Origin of the sequence: Hafnia alvei (assembly GCF_034424155.1) — a bacterium.
GTDB classification, from domain to species: Bacteria; Pseudomonadota; Gammaproteobacteria; order Enterobacterales; family Enterobacteriaceae; genus Hafnia; species Hafnia alvei.
Genome location: NZ_CP139992.1, coordinates 367,896 through 384,959, shown reverse-complemented (window position 1 = coordinate 384,959; position 17,064 = coordinate 367,896). Strand labels below are relative to the sequence as shown.

At 48.9% G+C, this 17,064-nt stretch carries 18 protein-coding genes; 9 read left to right on the top strand and 9 right to left on the bottom strand.

The genetic code is table 11. The features are described from left to right. Window positions 1-90 precede the first annotated feature (90 nt). On the bottom strand, window positions 91-1,170 hold the full coding sequence (gene alr, locus U0008_RS01760; protein WP_043490479.1) for an alanine racemase: 1,080 nt from the start codon (window positions 1,168-1,170) through the stop codon (window positions 91-93). A gap of 79 nt (window positions 1,171-1,249) precedes the next feature. Further along, window positions 1,250-2,659, bottom strand: a complete 1,410-nt coding sequence (dnaB, locus tag U0008_RS01755; protein ID WP_004093484.1) for a replicative DNA helicase — start codon at window positions 2,657-2,659, stop codon at window positions 1,250-1,252. A 99-nt stretch (window positions 2,660-2,758) separates the two neighbouring features. On the opposite strand from dnaB, the gene U0008_RS01750 reads away from it, so the two are divergent. Further along, window positions 2,759-3,745: a quinone oxidoreductase gene (locus U0008_RS01750; RefSeq protein ID WP_043490478.1), complete on the top strand. Its 987-nt coding sequence runs from the start codon at window positions 2,759-2,761 to the stop codon at window positions 3,743-3,745. Between the two features lie 83 nt (window positions 3,746-3,828). Here the strand turns inward: U0008_RS01750 and pspG are convergent, their stop codons facing one another. Further along, complete coding sequence (pspG, locus tag U0008_RS01745) at window positions 3,829-4,050, bottom strand: envelope stress response protein PspG (protein WP_025802403.1); 222 nt, start codon at window positions 4,048-4,050, stop codon at window positions 3,829-3,831. Window positions 4,051-4,206: 156 nt separating this feature from the next. Continuing rightward, on the bottom strand, window positions 4,207-5,223 hold the full coding sequence (gene dusA, locus U0008_RS01740; RefSeq protein WP_043490476.1) for a tRNA dihydrouridine(20/20a) synthase DusA: 1,017 nt from the start codon (window positions 5,221-5,223) through the stop codon (window positions 4,207-4,209). A 320-nt stretch (window positions 5,224-5,543) separates the two neighbouring features. On the opposite strand from dusA, the gene U0008_RS01735 reads away from it, so the two are divergent. The 4 genes from U0008_RS01735 to zur all read left to right on the top strand — a co-directional run bounded on the left by U0008_RS01735 (window position 5,544) and on the right by zur (window position 7,539). Further along, the gene (locus tag U0008_RS01735) at window positions 5,544-6,149 is read left to right on the top strand and encodes a TetR/AcrR family transcriptional regulator (protein ID WP_025802407.1); all 606 of its coding nucleotides are present in this window, start codon (window positions 5,544-5,546) and stop codon (window positions 6,147-6,149) included. Window positions 6,150-6,270: 121 nt separating this feature from the next. Continuing rightward, window positions 6,271-6,432: a hypothetical protein gene (locus U0008_RS01730; protein WP_165490603.1), complete on the top strand. Its 162-nt coding sequence runs from the start codon at window positions 6,271-6,273 to the stop codon at window positions 6,430-6,432. A gap of 116 nt (window positions 6,433-6,548) precedes the next feature. After that, window positions 6,549-6,851, top strand: coding sequence for a PcoE/SilE family metal-binding protein (locus tag U0008_RS01725; protein WP_025802409.1), 303 nt, complete (start codon window positions 6,549-6,551; stop codon window positions 6,849-6,851). A gap of 178 nt (window positions 6,852-7,029) precedes the next feature. Next, window positions 7,030-7,539 carry a zinc uptake transcriptional repressor Zur gene (gene zur, locus U0008_RS01720; RefSeq protein ID WP_043490474.1) on the top strand — a complete coding sequence of 170 codons (510 nt, stop codon included), beginning with the start codon at window positions 7,030-7,032 and terminating at the stop codon, window positions 7,537-7,539. Between the two features lie 192 nt (window positions 7,540-7,731). Here zur and U0008_RS01715 read toward each other — a convergent pair whose 3' ends face one another. From U0008_RS01715 to dpiB, 5 genes are all read right to left on the bottom strand, one after another. Then, window positions 7,732-7,941 carry a CsbD family protein gene (locus tag U0008_RS01715; protein WP_025802413.1) on the bottom strand — a complete coding sequence of 70 codons (210 nt, stop codon included), beginning with the start codon at window positions 7,939-7,941 and terminating at the stop codon, window positions 7,732-7,734. A 330-nt stretch (window positions 7,942-8,271) separates the two neighbouring features. After that, a complete protein-coding gene (gene dinF, locus U0008_RS01710) occupies window positions 8,272-9,612 on the bottom strand; it encodes an MATE family efflux transporter DinF (protein ID WP_043490471.1) in 1,341 nt (446 codons plus the stop codon). A gap of 139 nt (window positions 9,613-9,751) precedes the next feature. Further along, window positions 9,752-10,360: a transcriptional repressor LexA gene (lexA, locus tag U0008_RS01705; RefSeq protein ID WP_025802416.1), complete on the bottom strand. Its 609-nt coding sequence runs from the start codon at window positions 10,358-10,360 to the stop codon at window positions 9,752-9,754. 164 nt (window positions 10,361-10,524) lie between these two features. Further along, window positions 10,525-11,223 carry a two-component response regulator DpiA gene (gene dpiA, locus U0008_RS01700; protein ID WP_043490469.1) on the bottom strand — a complete coding sequence of 233 codons (699 nt, stop codon included), beginning with the start codon at window positions 11,221-11,223 and terminating at the stop codon, window positions 10,525-10,527. Beyond that, window positions 11,192-12,853 (bottom strand): sensor histidine kinase DpiB, encoded by a 1,662-nt coding sequence (dpiB, locus tag U0008_RS01695; protein ID WP_043490466.1) that lies wholly within the window; start codon window positions 12,851-12,853, stop codon window positions 11,192-11,194. The genes dpiA and dpiB overlap by 32 nt, the downstream gene beginning before the upstream one ends. Window positions 12,854-13,244: 391 nt before the next feature. On the opposite strand from dpiB, the gene citC reads away from it, so the two are divergent. From citC to citF, 4 genes are read left to right on the top strand one after another with little or no spacing between them, the layout of a single operon-like run. Beyond that, window positions 13,245-14,321 (top strand): [citrate (pro-3S)-lyase] ligase, encoded by a 1,077-nt coding sequence (gene citC / locus U0008_RS01690; RefSeq protein WP_025802422.1) that lies wholly within the window; start codon window positions 13,245-13,247, stop codon window positions 14,319-14,321. Then, a complete protein-coding gene (gene citD / locus U0008_RS01685) occupies window positions 14,318-14,614 on the top strand; it encodes a citrate lyase acyl carrier protein (protein ID WP_025802424.1) in 297 nt (98 codons plus the stop codon). The genes citC and citD overlap by 4 nt, the downstream gene beginning before the upstream one ends. Beyond that, complete coding sequence (gene citE / locus U0008_RS01680) at window positions 14,611-15,519, top strand: citrate (pro-3S)-lyase subunit beta (protein WP_025802426.1); 909 nt, start codon at window positions 14,611-14,613, stop codon at window positions 15,517-15,519. The genes citD and citE overlap by 4 nt, the downstream gene beginning before the upstream one ends. Before the next feature lie 11 nt (window positions 15,520-15,530). After that, window positions 15,531-17,063 (top strand): citrate lyase subunit alpha, encoded by a 1,533-nt coding sequence (gene citF / locus U0008_RS01675; protein WP_040044766.1) that lies wholly within the window; start codon window positions 15,531-15,533, stop codon window positions 17,061-17,063. Window position 17,064: the final 1 nt, after the last annotated feature.

Sequence of the window (17,064 nt, the reverse complement as noted above, 5' to 3'; positions counted from 1 at the left end):
TAAGAAGGAAGCAAACCGACTTCCAATGAGAAACTCGATCGGCTCCTCCCCCTGACAAGGGGGAGGTTGGGAGGGGGTCAAGCCTAGCAGTTATTCGCCAACATACTCCATCGTCACACGTGGAGTTAGCTTGGTAATCAATTCGTAAGCACTAATACCCGTATAGCTAGCAATCTTCTCAACCGGTAGTTCAGCGCTCCACAGCACCACTTCATCGCCCACTTTATCTTTGGCTTCAGGGCCTAAATCGACTGAAATCATATCCATAGATACGCGGCCAACAATCGGTACTTCACGGCCGTTCAGCAACACAGGCGTTCCCGACGGCGCACTGCGTGGATAACCATCGCCATAACCAATCGCGACCACGCCTAAACGCGTATCACGCTGGCTGACCCAAGTTCCGTTATAACCAACAGGCTCACCGGCCTTGTGCTCGCGCGCCGCAATCAGGCTAGATTTTAGCGTCATCACCGGCTGTAAACCGTAGTGATCGGCATAGGGCTCCGCTAAAGGCGATACGCCATACAGGATAATCCCAGGACGAACCATGTCGCGATGCGACTGAGGCCACAGCAGAATACCGCCGGAAGCCGCAATGGATTGCAAGCCCGGCTTACCCGTAGCGAATGCATCGAAACAGGCCAGTTGAGCTTCAGTCATTCCCGTTTCAGGCTCATCCGCACGGCTAAAGTGGCTCATGATATTCACGGGCTGCTCCACGTTGCGACAGTTGGAAAGACGCTGATAGAAAGCTTCCGCCTGCTCTGGACGCACGCCCAAACGGTGCATGCCCGTGTCGAGTTTCATCCAGACCTTAATCGGGCGCTCTAAATCGGCCTCTTCTAAAGCCTGCAATTGCTCATCGCTATGAATGGCCGTCTCGATATTGTTGGCGACTAAAACCGGCAAATCATCGGCAGAGAAAAAACCTTCCAGCATCAGGATAGGTTTTACGATACCGCCTGAACGCAGTTTCAGCGCTTCACCGATACGCGCTACACCATAGCAGTCTGCATCTTTTAACGTTTTGGCAGTTTCTAAAAGCCCGTGCCCGTAAGCATTGGCTTTTACAACGGCTATCAGTCGGCTGTGCGGCGCAAATTGACGAATTTGCTGAAAGTTGTGTCGCAGAGCGCTGCGATCAATGACTGCGGTTGCCGCTTTCATTTCTATTCCTTCCCGATTTCTCAAATGAGTTAATAAATACACCTACTTCTGAACGCGCTTAGAGCTGCTGCTCGTTCAATTATTCGTCGTCGTACTGCGGGCCTGCGTAGTTGTCGAAACGTGAGAACTGGCCGTTAAAGGTTAAGCGAACCGTACCGATTGGGCCGTTACGCTGTTTACCCAGAATAATCTCCGCAATGCCTTTTAAATCACTATTCTCGTGATAAACCTCGTCACGATAGATAAACATGATCAAGTCGGCATCCTGCTCGATTGAGCCCGATTCACGCAGGTCAGAGTTAACTGGGCGTTTATCAGCACGCTGCTCCAAGGAGCGGTTAAGCTGAGACAGCGCCACGACCGGAACCTGCAACTCTTTCGCTAACGCTTTGAGTGAACGCGAAATTTCTGCGATTTCCAAGGTACGGTTATCTGACAAAGACGGAACCCGCATCAACTGTAGGTAGTCGATCATGATTAGGCTAAGGCCGTCATGCTCGCGGAAAATACGGCGTGCGCGTGAACGCACTTCCGTTGGGGTTAGGCCGGAGGAATCATCGATATACATGTTCCGTTTTTCCAGCAGAATCCCCATGGTGCTTGAAATTCGCGCCCAATCTTCATCATCTAGCTGACCGGTACGAATTTTGGTTTGGTCGACGCGAGCCAAGGAAGCCAGCATACGCATCATGATCTGTTCGCCGGGCATTTCCAGACTGAAAATTAGCACCGGTTTATCCTGCGTCATCGCGGCGTTTTCACACAGGTTCATCGCAAAGGTGGTTTTTCCCATCGATGGACGTGCTGCCACAATAATCAAATCAGAGCGCTGCAACCCAGCGGTTTTCTTGTTCAGATCCTGATAGCCAGTATCAACGCCAGTCACACCATCATGTGGCGTCTGGTAGAGTTGCTCAATTCGCGCGACCGTCTGTTCAAGAATACGATCGACGCTTTTTGGCCCTTCGTCTTTATTGGCACGATTCTCAGCAATTTGGAATACGCGAGACTCGGCCAGATCCAGCAGATCTTCGCTGCTGCGGCCTTGTGGATCGTAGCCCGCATCGGCGATCTCGTTGGCTACCGAGATCATATCGCGAACTACCGCACGTTCACGCACGATATCCGCATAAGCGCCGATGTTTGCCGCGCTTGGGGTGTTTTTCGACAGCTCGGCTAGATATGCAAATCCGCCCACCGACTCTAATTCACCGCGCTGCTCCAATGATTCAGACAACGTGATCAGGTCGATAGGCTTGCTCATTTCTAGCAAACGCTGCATTTCAGTAAAGATGAGGCGGTGTGGACGACTGTAGAAATCGTTGGCGACGACACGTTCTGCCACGTTATCCCAGCGTTCGTTGTCCAGCATCAACCCGCCCAACACGGACTGTTCCGCTTCCAGCGAATGTGGTGGTAGCTTGAGCCCCTCCATCTGCCTGTCGCGCGGGGTCTCGTTTGATTTGTTGGTGGGTTTATTTCCTGCCATAGTGGGAATGCTTTACCTGTTAATGAAAGACGCGTCAGTATACCTGAATGTGCCCGATTTTCGATTATAACAATGACACTATGCATCTGAGGAAAGACGATGGCAAAACGTATCCAGTTTAACGCCCACGGCGGGCCAGAAGTTCTTGAATATGTAGAGTTTACGCCAAAAGATCCCGCGGCTGGCGAAGTACAAATCAGCAATAAAGCAATCGGAATCAACTACATTGACACCTATATTCGTGGCGGACTGTACCCAGTGCCCCAGTTTCCGTCAGGTCTAGGAACCGAAGCGGCTGGCGTCGTGACAAAAGTGGGCGCAGGCGTAACCAGCATTGAAGTGGGTGACCGCGTGGTTTATGCGCAAAGCTCGCTCGGCGCCTACAGCACCGTTCATAACGTGCCAGCCGAGAAGGTTGCGCTGCTTCCCGAAGCCATTAGTTTTGAACAAGGTGCCGCCGCTTTCTTAAAAGGCCTGACCGTGCACTATTTGCTGCGTCAAACCTATGAAATCAAAGCGGGTGAAATCTTCTTATTCCATGCCGCAGCCGGTGGCGTCGGCCAAATCGCCTGCCAGTGGGCAAAAGCTCTCGGCGCCAAACTGATTGGCACCGTAGGCTCCGATGCCAAAGCAGAGCGCGCCAAACAGGCGGGGGCATGGGCAACCATTAATTATCAAACCGAAGACATTGCCCAACGCGTGTCCGAGCTGACTCAAGGTGAAAAAGTCAGCGTCGTGTACGACTCGGTGGGGAAAAGTACTTGGCTGGCCTCACTCGATAGCCTGAAAAAACGCGGCCTGATGGTGAGCTTCGGCAACGCTTCAGGCCCCGTTACCGGCGTGGATTTGGGAATTTTAAACCAGAAAGGTTCGCTGTATGTCACGCGCCCTTCTCTCAACGGCTACATCAACAGCCATCAGGATTTACTCAGCGCTAGTCACGAACTATTTTCGCTGATCGCCAGCGGCGCGATTAACGTGGATGTACCCGATACGCAGAAATTTGCTTTAGCGGATGCCAAAAAAGCGCACGAAACCCTGCAAAGTCGCGGAACACAGGGATCGAGTTTATTGATACCGGAGTAATAGCCCTCCTTAGTAAATAAAGAAGGGCAATCGGCCCCTCCCCCTGCGAAGGGGGAGGCTGGGAGGGGGTTACAACTCAACGATTAATAATAACGCCTCGTCTGTGGCTTCTGCATGGAGCGATAGATCCACACCACCACAATAGCCAAAGCAATCCACGGCAGCAGTTTAAAGACCATCACAAACAGGCCACCAAACAGCATGAACAGTGTGGCAACGGCCACGGCGGCGATAATGCCGAGAATTGAAATTCCGGTCACCATCAGCATGACAAAAAAGCCAAGAATAAAGAGGACTTCCAACATGGTGATCTCCTGAGTGAAATACAACGGTGATACCGTCGACTACTCAGTGATTTACAAGAATCATGCCAAGAATAGAAATTACGTAACTATATGATTTTAAAAGATAGCGCTGCAGCTTATGCAACAGCGCCTGATGAGTTTTACTAAATTTTAGTTTTATTCACCACGTGACTGGCTAACAAATTGCAAAGCAGCTTCAACCACTTCAACGCCTGCTCCCGCCTTGTGCGCATTTTCACTCAGATGACGACGCCATTGGCGAGCGCCGGGGATGCTCTGGAATATACCGAGGATATGACGCGTGATATGGCCCAGATAGGTTCCATTAGCCAATTCACGTTCAATATACGGATACAAAGAACGTACAACATCAATGCTGTTTGGCACTTCGGCAGAAGGATCAAATAACTCGCGATCGACATGCGCTAAAATGCTTGGGCTTTGATAGGCTTCGCGCCCCATCATCACGCCATCTAAATGCTGCAGATGGATTTTGGCTTCTTCCAGCGTTTTAATGCCGCCGTTGATGGCGATATTTAAATGAGGAAAATCGCGTTTTAACTGATAGACACGCTCATAATCGAGCGGCGGGATTTCACGGTTTTCTTTCGGACTTAAGCCAGAGAGCCATGCTTTGCGCGCATGAACTGTAAAGCTATTGCATTCGCCTTTGCCTGAAACTATGCCGATAAAATCGCACAAAAATTGATAGCTATCCTGATCGTCAATGCCAATACGCGTTTTCACGGTAACAGGAATAGAAACCACGTCACGCATCGCTTTAATGCCGTCGGCAACCAGCTGGGCTTCGCCCATCAGGCAAGCCCCAAAACGACCATTTTGAACGCGATCTGAAGGACAGCCTACGTTGAGGTTAATCTCATCGTAGCCACGCTGCTCAGCCAAACGCGCACAATGCGCCAGAGCTTCAGGATCGCTTCCTCCCAGCTGCAACGCCAACGGATGCTCTTCTTCGCTATAAGCCAGATAGTCACCTTTGCCGTGAATAATGGCACCCGTCGTCACCATCTCGGTATATAAAAGGGTCTGTTTAGTCAGCTTGCGATGAAAATAGCGGCAATGGCGATCGGTCCAATCCAGCATCGGCGCAACAGAAAAGCGGCTCTGGCTGAATGGCATAGCAGAAGAAGGATTATTGGCGTTTTGGGTCATTATTCTCAGGATTTCAGTCAGTTTGAATCAGATACGGCGCCTAGAAAAAACAGCATCACCGTGGGTATTAGGCAAGTATACCGTGAATTTGAGCGGAACCCACAGACTTCCGCGCTCATGCCTAGCGGCCAGAGGCTCAAGCACTCTGCTTGAGAAAACGTGAGATACCTGATTTTTCGGCAGAACTGAGATACTCTTACAGCCATTAGCGACTGTGGCTAGCGTTACCCTGTGTGTAAACTAATCCATACACATGTAATCTGGTTCACAGATTTACTTGATTATTGACTTAGACCAACCGGTCTACTATAGTAACTCACATGAACAAAACGACGAGCACGACCAACAGCACCTGCGAACACATCTTAGATGTGGGTGAAGAATTGATTTTAAACCTTGGCTTTACGGCGATGGGTTTAAATGAGCTTCTGGCTACCGCAGGGGTACCAAAAGGTTCGTTCTACCATTACTTCAAATCTAAAGAGAAGTTTGGTGAAGCTATGCTTACCCGTTATTTCAGCGATTACGTAATCATGCTGAAAGAGAAGTTTTCGGATGGGCAAAAGACACAGCGTCAGCATTTGTTAGATTATTTCTCACATTGGATGGCGCAAAGCTGTGAAACGGTATGCCACAGCAAGTGCTTAGTCGTAAAACTGGCAGGTGAAGTCAGTGATTTATCAGAGGTCATGCGTGAAGCATTAGATTCTGGTATCACACGCGTCATCGCCCAGTTGCAGTCGAGTATCGAGTCTGGCGTTGAAGAAGGGTCGCTGGTGATTGAAGAATCCCCCGAACTACTCGCAGATTCACTATACTCTTTATGGTTAGGCGCAGCGTTACGGGCTAAGGTCAACAGATCTGATGCACCGTTTGTTTCAGCCATGCAGCGTACGGAACGCTTGCTGAAGCCCGGCACCATTTAAAGAGACAATCGCAGCACAATGAATGCCTGCGTGAAAACGTTTGGCATTATTTTTTACCCTTTAACTAGACGACTGGTCTATTAAATCAGTATCTAGATCACATATTTAGCGAGATGACACCATGAAAACTATTACTTTGACCGTACTAATGACTCTAGCCCTTGCGGGTTCTGCTTTTGCACAAAGCTTTTCTGATATGACCGCAAGTGAACAGCGCGCAACCGTTGTCAATCATCTGAACAACGGTAGTGCTCAAGCTCATCAAATTACTATCAATAAATAATCGGCATTGCCCAGTGCCATACAGAACTGAATTTGTTATTAAAACCTGCAAAGTAGGTCAGTGAGCCACCACCGAGTGCCCTGACCTACTGCAAAAAATTTAAAGAAGAGAAAATCATGAAAACTTCAATTTTACTGTCTGCTATCGTTGCTCTTACTCTAACTGGTTCAGCTTTTGCTCAATCATTTTCTGACCTCAGCCCAGCAGAACAAAGTACCTTAGCGTACTCAAACCGTAACGGCTCTGCTTACGCTCATCAGATGATGGCTAAACAAAAACTGCATGAAGCCGGTATCGCGAGTTCTACCGTCCACGGTAGCGCAACATTTTCACAGCTAAGTGCACAAGATCAACGCGCAACTGTTATCAATAATCTGAATAACGGCGACGCCTATGCGCATCAGTCTGAAATCAAATAACAGATTGAATATTTGCCACTGCTGCCTTAAGTAAAAGCGGGCTGACGGGAATCCCCTGTCAGCCCGTTTTATTTTGGGTTTTAAGCAAACACTGCTAACAAAATGTAGCTTGAAGTATGACGAGTATAACTATGTTAAAATAACGGCACCCTATTGGCTTGGCCGGAAGCAAAACATCATGACCACAACCTCGTTAGAGCGACTGCTCGCACAGGCAGAAGAGATTTGTCTGCAACGCAATGTTCGACTGACTCCGCAAAGAATGGAGGTGTTGCGTCTGATGGCCTGCCAGAAAGGCACTATCAGTGCTTATGATTTACTGGATTTGCTACGTGTTTCTGAGCCACAGGCTAAGCCGCCGACCATTTATCGCGCTCTCGACTTTTTGCTAGAACAAGGCTTCATCCACAAAGTGGAGTCCACCAATAGCTACGTAATGTGTCATCACATCGAAGAGCCTAGCCATACGTCTGCATTATTTATTTGCCATCGCTGTGGGCAGGTGACTGAGCAAACAACGCAGGATGTGCAGGAACATTTAGAAAAGCTCGCCGCGCTGACGGGGTTCTCACTGCAGCATAGCGTGGTAGAAGCGCATGGTTTATGTCGAGACTGTGGGAAAATTGAGTCTTGCGATAATCGTGATACATGTCATCACGATCATTCCGAACCAAAAAAGAAAAAATAGCGTTTAAATAACGCATAAAAAAGAGCCGCATCTGCGGCTCTCTTTTTAATCATCTGCAATCAATATCAGCAGTGGCACATTATTAATAAAGGAATATCAATAATGGAGTATTTCCCGTTTTAATATTCGTATCCGTTCTTTATTTATAATGCGTATTTGCAGAGTGATTATTTAGGCAAGCAAGTTTAAATATCACCAACGATATTTATTATGATCTTCCCACGCTTTAACTTCTTTTTCAGCGGCTTCTTTCTGATAGCCGTAGCGTTCCTGGATTTTACCTACCAGCTGATCGCGTTTCCCTTCGATTACGGTAAGATCATCGTCGGTTAACTTGCCCCATTTTTCTTTCACTGTGCCTTTAAACTGCTTCCAGTTACCGCTCGCTTGATCTTTATTCATAATAACTCCGTATCACTTATGTAATGGAATATATTCCCCACACATCTGTACTAGATTGAATTAATCACAATTGCGATGTGAGGCATCAGTTAACGCTCACCATTAAGACTAGCGGATACTGAGCATAAAAATATTTTCAGCTAGATAATCGATAATATTTAATAAAAAATCTTCGCAAAAAGGCATAAAAGCAGAGAAAAAACAGGGAATAAGCGGAGAATAAATTTTATCAGTTAGAATGTAAGCAAATATTAATAGCGCGCCATTTTAGGGCAATGCGAAAACTATCGGAATTATCACATTGCCCTCATTGCTTAACGCTATAACAACCTAATTTAATTCAACATTATTGACAGGGAACCAAGTTCTCTCCCGCCAATGACGTCGCCAGACAATCCATAATGAAAGTCCGCGCAACGATAAAAATACCGCTAAAGCCAGCCATAAACCGTGATTACCCAGCCAAGGGAGCGTGAACAGTGTTAAACCATACCCCGCAGCGGCAACGGCCATGCTATTGCGCATTTCAGCACCGCGCGTCGCACCGATAAACATGCCATCCAGCAGGTAACACCATACGCCCAGCAGTGGTAAAACAATTTGCCATGGCAGATAGTGTAATGCCAACGATTGTACTTCTGGCAACGAGGTTAATATCTGGATGATTTGTTGGCCAAATACGGCATATAACATGGCAAAGAATACCGCCACAATACCCGCCTGCCGACAGGCAGAATGCCAAATTTTCTGCAGTTTACGACCGTCGCGTGCACCATAGGCCTGCCCTGAATGGGCTTCCACTGCATAAGCAAAACCATCTAGCGCGTAGGCGGTAAACGTCAGCAAATTCATCAGTACCGCATTCACCGCCACCACTTCACTTCCCATTCTGGCACCCAGAATCGTCAGCGATGAAAAGCATAATTGCAGCAACAAAGAACGCAGCATGATATCGCGATTTAATGCCAACAGACGGCGAAGGTTTCCACGCCACGCATTACGGAAATATTCCAGATGCAGGCCGCGCAGTTTCATCACGTGCCAAATCAGACCGAGCCCCAATAAAAAGGTCGCATAGTCAGCAATCACCGTGGCACTTGCTGCACCAGGCACCTTCCAGCCCAACCCAACAACAAACCACAGGTCCAGCGTGATGTTAATAACGTTGCCCACAACCAGCAATATAACCGGCGCACGGGCATATTGAACGCCTAACAGCCAGCCAAGAATAACAAGGTTTGCCAGCGTCGCAGGAGCACCAAGCCAGCGAATCTGCATAAATAGACGAGCCTGCTCCAGCACATCCTCATGACCGCCAACAATTCGCAGCACGCCGTTAATCAAAGGCTGCCGCAGCGCAATAATAGCGAACCCTGCCAGCAACGCTAAGAGCATCGGCTGCACCAACGCACGAGCCAGCGCCGTTTTGTCCCCTGCACCGAATGCTTGCGCAGTCAGTCCCGTCGTGCTCATGCGCAAAAACAGCAGCAGCATAAATAAGAATGACGTCGCCATCGCGCCAACGGCTACGCCACCAAGATAAACAGGGCTATCCAAGTGCCCAATCACCGCGGTATCGACTAGCCCTAATAGCGGAACAGAGATATTCGAAAGGATCATCGGTAGTGCGAGGATCCACAGCGCCTTATCGGTTGGTGTAAGCATTTTCATTTTTTTGAATTCATTCCAGATGAGCTATCCGTTATCTCAACACAAAGAGGCTGCAGTCATGGACAAATATGCCGCATAAAAAAGCCCCAATTAAGGGGCTTAATCTATCGGTGTGATGTCAAACACAACAGGCGAAGTTTTAGATCCAGTCGCCGTTGCGAATAACGCCTACCGCTAAACCTTCGATCGTGAAGTTTTGCTCACGCAGGTCAACAACGATAGGCTCGAAGTCGCTGTTTTCTGGCAACAGCTGAACAATATTGCCTTGTTTTTTCAGACGTTTAACCGTCACCTCATCTTCGATACGCGCAACCACAACCTGGCCATTACGCACATCCTGAGTTTTATGCACGGCCAGCAAATCACCGTCTAAAATGCCGATATCGCGCATCGACATGCCGTTAACGCGCAGTAAGAAATCTGCATTTGGCTTAAACAAAGCAGGATCCACTTGATAATGGCCTTCAATATGTTCTTGCGCTAACAGGGGCTCACCGGCTGCCACGCGGCCAATTAAAGGCAGGCCCGTTTCATCTTCCATCAAAAGACGAATACCACGAGAAGCGCCGGAAACGATCTCGATAACGCCCTTACGCTGCAACGCTTTTAAATGTTCTTCTGCCGCATTAGGAGAGCGGAATCCCAAGCGCTGAGCAATTTCAGCGCGGGTTGGCGGCATGCCAGTTTGTTCAATATGGTCACGAATCAGATCGTAGACTTCCTGCTGTCTGGCTGTAAGTGCTTTCATTCCACCACCTGTTTGTTTATACAGTTTTGCTGTGAGTATATACAGGTAGCGACCATTTTGAAACCGTGAAATACATAAAGATTGAGCCGTGACGCATCTGATCTACATTAAGCGTGCGTTTTTTGTATTTTCAGTCAGCTACCCGTCAATAATCGGCCCATTCATCAGCCATTTTTGACCGTTTCTGGCGCTCTATAGGTTCGCTGTGGGCGGCCCACTTTTCCATACACGATTTCAGCCATAATCAGATGGCGGCCCGCGCAAAACTCTAAGTAGCGCCGTGCCGTTGTTCGGCTTAGCTTAAGCTCTTGTGCAACGGTTTCAGCGGTATGACGCGCATCCGGATCGGCAAATAACTTCTGCACCTTATCTAAGGTCAACGCATCAATGCCAACTGGCAACTCTTCTTTCTGCTCGCCACGTGCATAGGCATTGAACATATCATCAATCTGACGCTGGCTGGCGCTATCGCTGTTAGCAAGCATCCGCTTGCGTACATGGTAGCGCTCAAGCGTTTGCCCCAAGCGCTCGTAGGCAATCGGCTTCACTAAATAGTCGAATACGCCGCACCGCACCGCCTCTGACACCGTATCCATATCACTTGCCGCGGTGGTGAATACCACACCACCAGGGAAACGCGCCTGAGTTAATTCGTGCAATAGCGTGATGCCTTTGCCATCGGGCAAATAGTTATCCAGCAAGATCAAATCGGGTTTGAATCGCTCAATCATCATTCTGGCCTGAGCAAGATTTCCCGCCAACCATACCTGACCACAGCCGTGGAAATGGCGAATAAACTCCGCATGCATCTCTGCGAGCGGAGTCTCGTCTTCAACAATCAGAATCGTTATTGGTTGTGTCATAAGTCTTTTTCACTTTCGGAATAAATACGGAAAATAAAGTTCCACAAGGTTCATTGTCTTCTAACGTAATCACACCACCACAGCGGCCAACGTAGCTGGCAATCAGATACAGTCCAATGCCATGCTCACCGGCGTCTTCTGTTTTGGTGCTTACCCCTTGCTCAAAAATAGCCTCACGTAAAGACTCAGGAACGCCACATCCTTGATCGGCTACTTCCACGATCACATCCTCGCCCTCGTCGCTAAGATACAGCTCGACGGTTTTATTACCCTGCAAATTCTTCAGGCTAGCATCAAAAGCATTGTCGAGTAGATTACCCACGATAGCCGCAAACTCAGTGCTATCAAGACCCTCAGGCAACTGACGAAGCTGGCTGCCTTCAACCAAATTAAACGTCAGCCCCAGCTCACGAGCGCGCTGCGCTTTGCCAAAAAGCAGCCCTGCAACCTGACGATCGTCAAAAGAACCTCTTAGACTATCAATCAGCTGCTGCTGCGCCTGTGACTCACCTTTTACCATTGCCAACGCACGATCATATTCTTTCATTTGTAACAGTCCGTTGAGCGTCGACATCCAGTTAAGATGCTCATGGCGCAACGTGCGCAGGCTTTCAACATACTGTTTTATCTGCGTGAGCTGGGCGTTAAGCGTGCTAATTTCGTCTTTGCTACGGAAACTAATAATGGCACCCAATAGCTCATCGCCGAAATGTATGGCCGCACGGTTAGCAATGACGCTCAAGCCATTAAACGTGCAAATCACATCCTGCCGCTTTTCTTCAATCTGTTCCGTGAAAAAGCCCGCAGGATCAACAACCTCTTCAATAGGTTTTCCCAGCCATTGTCTTCCCGGCGAGCTTAACCCAAGCATTTTGCGCGCATTTCGGTTGATCGCAGTAATCAAGCCATCGGGATCGACCGCAATAAGTCCCTCATACACGGAGCCAAACAGCGCATCTTGCTGGCGAACCACGCGTGCTATTTGGCGCGGTTCCATTCCTAACATTTGCCGACGAATGTGCGAGGCAAACATCCACGATAGCAACATCAAGATAATCAGAATCAGGACAAACACGCCCGCTAAGGGCAGTAAAAAATCTAGCCGCCAGCTGTCTATTTTGCTGACCAAATAGCCCAGTGAAACAACGCCAATAATTTTGCCCTGCTCATCAAAAATCGGCGTTTTAGCGCGCATTGCCATACCGATAGAGCCTTTACCGGTAATGAAATAACTTTCTCCACGCTCCAGTGCACCGGGTTTGCTCCACTGCATTGGAAGGCCAATCTTGGCCGGATTAGGATGATATAAGCGGATAGAATTTTTATCCCCGATAACAACATAGTCAAAATCCGAACCGGTACCTAATTTATTGGCGATGATAGCAAGACGTTTGGTATCTCTATTTTTCACCGCCGTGACAACACTATCAATTGAAGCAATGATTTTGGCCTGATTCATAGCCATATCACGGACATGATTACTGAGATAATCTTCAAAAGAGGCGGATAAATATTTCCCCAGCGCGGCAACTAATAATGTTGAGACTAGAAGTAATAAAAGAAATATTCGTAAAGGAAATGCGATGCGGCTAAAAAACCTAAACTCTTTAACATTTGGTTTGCCAAACATCGATATTTCCTCTTTTTTACGATGAAAAGATGGGCTAGCATCAGAGAAATGTAATGAATATGTTTCCTTACTTTCTACCCACTATGGATTAGATCGTTGCAGATTCTACGGATTAAATCAATTAAACAAATAAAAACCACGTTATTTATGCAAATAAAAATAATTAAGGAAATAAAAACCATTAAGTCTATTTAATTCTGATAACTCTTTGTGAAATAGGTCAAGATTTCCCGCCTTAATACTCCTTACGATCACTACGTCAACGCAAAAATATATACGAATAAGATTAAAGCGTTGCGCCGAGCAATTGAAAATAAAACGTTATTAATATGCAACAAATCACAACAATTGTGATCCTACTGCACGCATGCGGCAAGCAACAGGAAACTCTATGTTTGGTAATACCGTATTTTCTCAGGTTAAGCGTTCGGAAAATAAGAAGATCGCTGTCATCGCTCATTTTCTTCGAGAAAATGGCCTGAGCATTGATTCCACGGTGGAAGTATTTATAACCGTCACCCGTGATGACCAGCTAATCGCCTGCGGTGGGATAGCGGGGAATATTATTAAATGTGTTGCTATCAGTGAATCTGTTCGCGGTGAAGGGCTTGCGCTCACCCTCGCCACAGAATTAATTAATCTGGCGTATGAAAAACACTGCACTCATTTATTTATATACACAAAAACCCAAAACGAAGCGTTATTCAAGCAGTGCGGATTTTATACCGTCACCAGCGTACCGAACGTCATGGTGCTGATGGAAAACAGCGCCACACGTATTCAGCGCTACGCTAGCTATCTCACTACGCTGCGCCACGACGGCAATAAAATTGGCAGCATCGTTATGAATGCCAACCCGTTTACCAACGGGCACCGTTATCTGGTTCAGCAGGCGGCGGCGCAATGCGACTGGCTGCACCTGTTTTTGGTTAAAGAGGATACTTCGCGCTTCCCTTATGAAGATCGCCTCGAATTGGTGCGTGCCGGTACCTCTGATATTAAGAACTTAACGGTACACCGCGGCTCGGAATACATCATTTCCCGTGCGACGTTCCCTTGCTACTTCATCAAAGAGCAAGGCGTCGTGGACGATTGTTACACCGAGATCGACCTTAAAATTTTTCGTCAGTATTTGGCTCCGGCCTTGGGGATCACTCATCGCTTCGTCGGTACCGAACCGTACTGTCAGGTGACAGCCAAATACAACCGTGACATGCGCCACTGGCTGGAGACTCCGTCTCTACCCGCACCACCGATTGAACTGGTGGAAATTGAGCGTTTGCAATACCACGACACCGCGATCTCCGCCTCGTGGGTACGCAAACTGCTGGTGCAAAAAGATCTTCCGGCCATCGCGCCTTTAGTGCCTGAAGCGACCCGCGCTTATTTACAACGCCTGCTCGTTCCTCGCTCAGAAAACGTGACGGACCGGCCACAGGAATCCGCATTAGTAACAGGTGAAAAATGAAAATAACCCAAGCAGCCGTCGCTGGCACTTTGGAGTCTAGCGATGTGATGGTGCGAATAGCGCCTATCGACACACCCGAGATTGATCTGCAAATCAGCAGCAGCGTTGAGAAACAGTTCGGCGACGCGATCCGCGCTACCGTTATGGAAATCCTCACACGCCATGATATCAGCGGCGTTCAGCTCGTTGTTGACGACAAAGGTGCTCTAGATTGCATCCTGCGCGCCCGTTTGGAAACTCTGCTGGTACGTGCCAGCGATGTGAAAAACCTGCCTTGGGAGGAACGCGCATGACTTCTCGTATCGCTCAAGAGCGTAAATCTCGCACTCGCCGCAGCATGCTGTTTGTGCCAGGCGCAAACGCGGCAATGGTCAGCAACTCCTTTATCTATCACGCCGATGCACTGATGTTTGACCTCGAAGACTCCGTGGTTCTGCGCGAAAAAGATGCCGCTCGTCGTCTGGTTTATCACGCATTGCAGCATCCGCTGTACCAAGACATCGAAACCATCGTGCGCGTCAACGCGCTAGATTCTGAATATGGCGTAGCTGATTTAGAAGCCGTGGTTCGCGGTGGCGCAGACATCGTACGTCTGCCAAAAACAGATACCGCTCAAGACGTCATTGATATCGAAAACGAAATTGCCCGTATTGAAGCCGAATGTGGCCGCGAAGTCGGCAGCACTGGTCTTCTGGCAGCGATTGAATCCGCTCAGGGCATTACTCAAGCGGTGGCGATTGCTCACGCGTCTCCACGTTTAATCGGTATCGCTCTGGGTGCAGAAGACTACGTGCGTAATTTGCGCACCGAACGTTCACCTGAAGGCGTTGAACTGCTATTCGCTCGCTGCTCAATTCTGCAAGCCGCTCGTTCCGCAGGCATTCAGGCTTTCGATACCGTCTATTCCGATGCCAACAATGAAGAAGGCTTCCTGCGCGAAGCTGCGCATATCAAACAACTGGGCTTTGACGGTAAATCATTGATCAACCCACGCCAAATTGAGTTATTGCACAACCTTTACGCCCCAACTCAAAAGGAAGTCAATCACGCGAAACTCGTCGTTGAAGCAGCAGAAGCTTCTGCACGTGAAGGGCGTGGCGTTGTTTCACTGAACGGCAAAATGGTTGATAGCCCAGTGATTGAGCGCGCCCGTTTGGTTCTGTCTCGTGCAGAACTGTCTGGCATCCGTGAAGAATAAGGCGAAAAAAAATGACTCAGAAAAAAGAACTTCTTCAACGACAGGAACGCGTTTCGGCCTATACCCGCCAAACTGAAAGCGCGCTGCCAAGCTATAAAAACGTTTCAAAATTAAATCTGCAGGCGCAAAAGCCTCGCGATAAAAAATTATGCAGCACGCTGGAAGAGGCAATTCGCCGCTCAGGTCTGCATGATGGCATGACCATCTCTTTCCACCACGCATTCCGCGGTGGCGATCTGACCATCAACTTAGTGATGGCCACTATCGCGCAGATGGGCTTCAAAAATCTTACGCTGGCATCTAGCTCACTGAGCGACTGCCATGCACCGCTGGTAGACCATATCCGTAACGGCGTTGTCAGCCGTATCTATACCTCTGGACTGCGTGGCCCATTGGCGGAAGAAATCTCCCGTGGTCTGCTGGAAGAACCGGTACAGATCCACTCCCACGGTGGCCGCGTACATTTGGTTGAAAGCGGCGAGCTAAATATCGATGTGGCTTTCCTTGGGGTTCCTGCCTGTGATCCGTTCGGTAATGCGAACGGCTACACCGGCAAAGCCTGCTGCGGTTCTCTTGGCTATGCCAAAGTCGATGCCGAAAATGCCAAACAAGTGGTTCTTCTGACCGAAGCGCTGCTGCCATACCCGCACAACCCAGCCAGCATCATGCAGGATCAGGTCGATTTGATCGTGCAAATCGAGCAGGTCGGTGATGCCGATAAGATCGGTGCAGATGCAACCCGCATGACGTCTAATCCACGCGAACTGTTGATCGCTCGCAGCGCGGCAGACGTAGTGGTCAACTCTGGCTACTTCAAAGAAGGTTTCTCGCTGCAAACCGGTACCGGTGGTGCATCGCTGGCGGTGACCCGCTTCCTCGAAGACAAAATGCGTAGCCGCGATATTCATGCTGGCTTTGCGTTAGGCGGCATTACGTCCACCATCGTTGATCTGCACGAGAAAGGCTTCATCAAGAAGCTGCTGGATGTACAAAGCTTCGACCGTGCAGCCGCAGAGTCTTTGGCGCGTAACCCGAACCACATCGAAATCAGCGCTAACCAGTATGCAAACTGGGGCTCAAAAGGCGCTTCCGTTGATCGCTTAGACGTGGTGGTGCTGAGTGCGCTGGAAGTGGACACTCACTTCAATGTGAACGTGTTAACCGGTTCTGACGGTGTTTTACGCGGTGCTTCCGGTGGCCACTGTGACACTGCGGTCGCAGCTGCGCTGTCCATCATCGTTGCACCGTTGGTGCGTGGCCGCATTCCAACGCTGGTTGATGAAGTCACCACCTGCGTCACTCCAGGCTCAAGCGTCGATATTCTGGTTACTGACCACGGTATTGCCGTTAACCCTGCGCGCCCAGAGCTGGCTGACCGCCTGAAAGCCGCTGGCTTGAAAGTGGTTTCCATTGAATGGCTGCGTGAGCGTGCGCAAATCCTTACCGGACAACCTCGTGCGATCGAATTCACTGACCGTGTTATCGCCGTTGTGCGCTATCGCGATGGTTCCGTGATCGACGTCGTTCGTCAGGTTAAGGAATAAA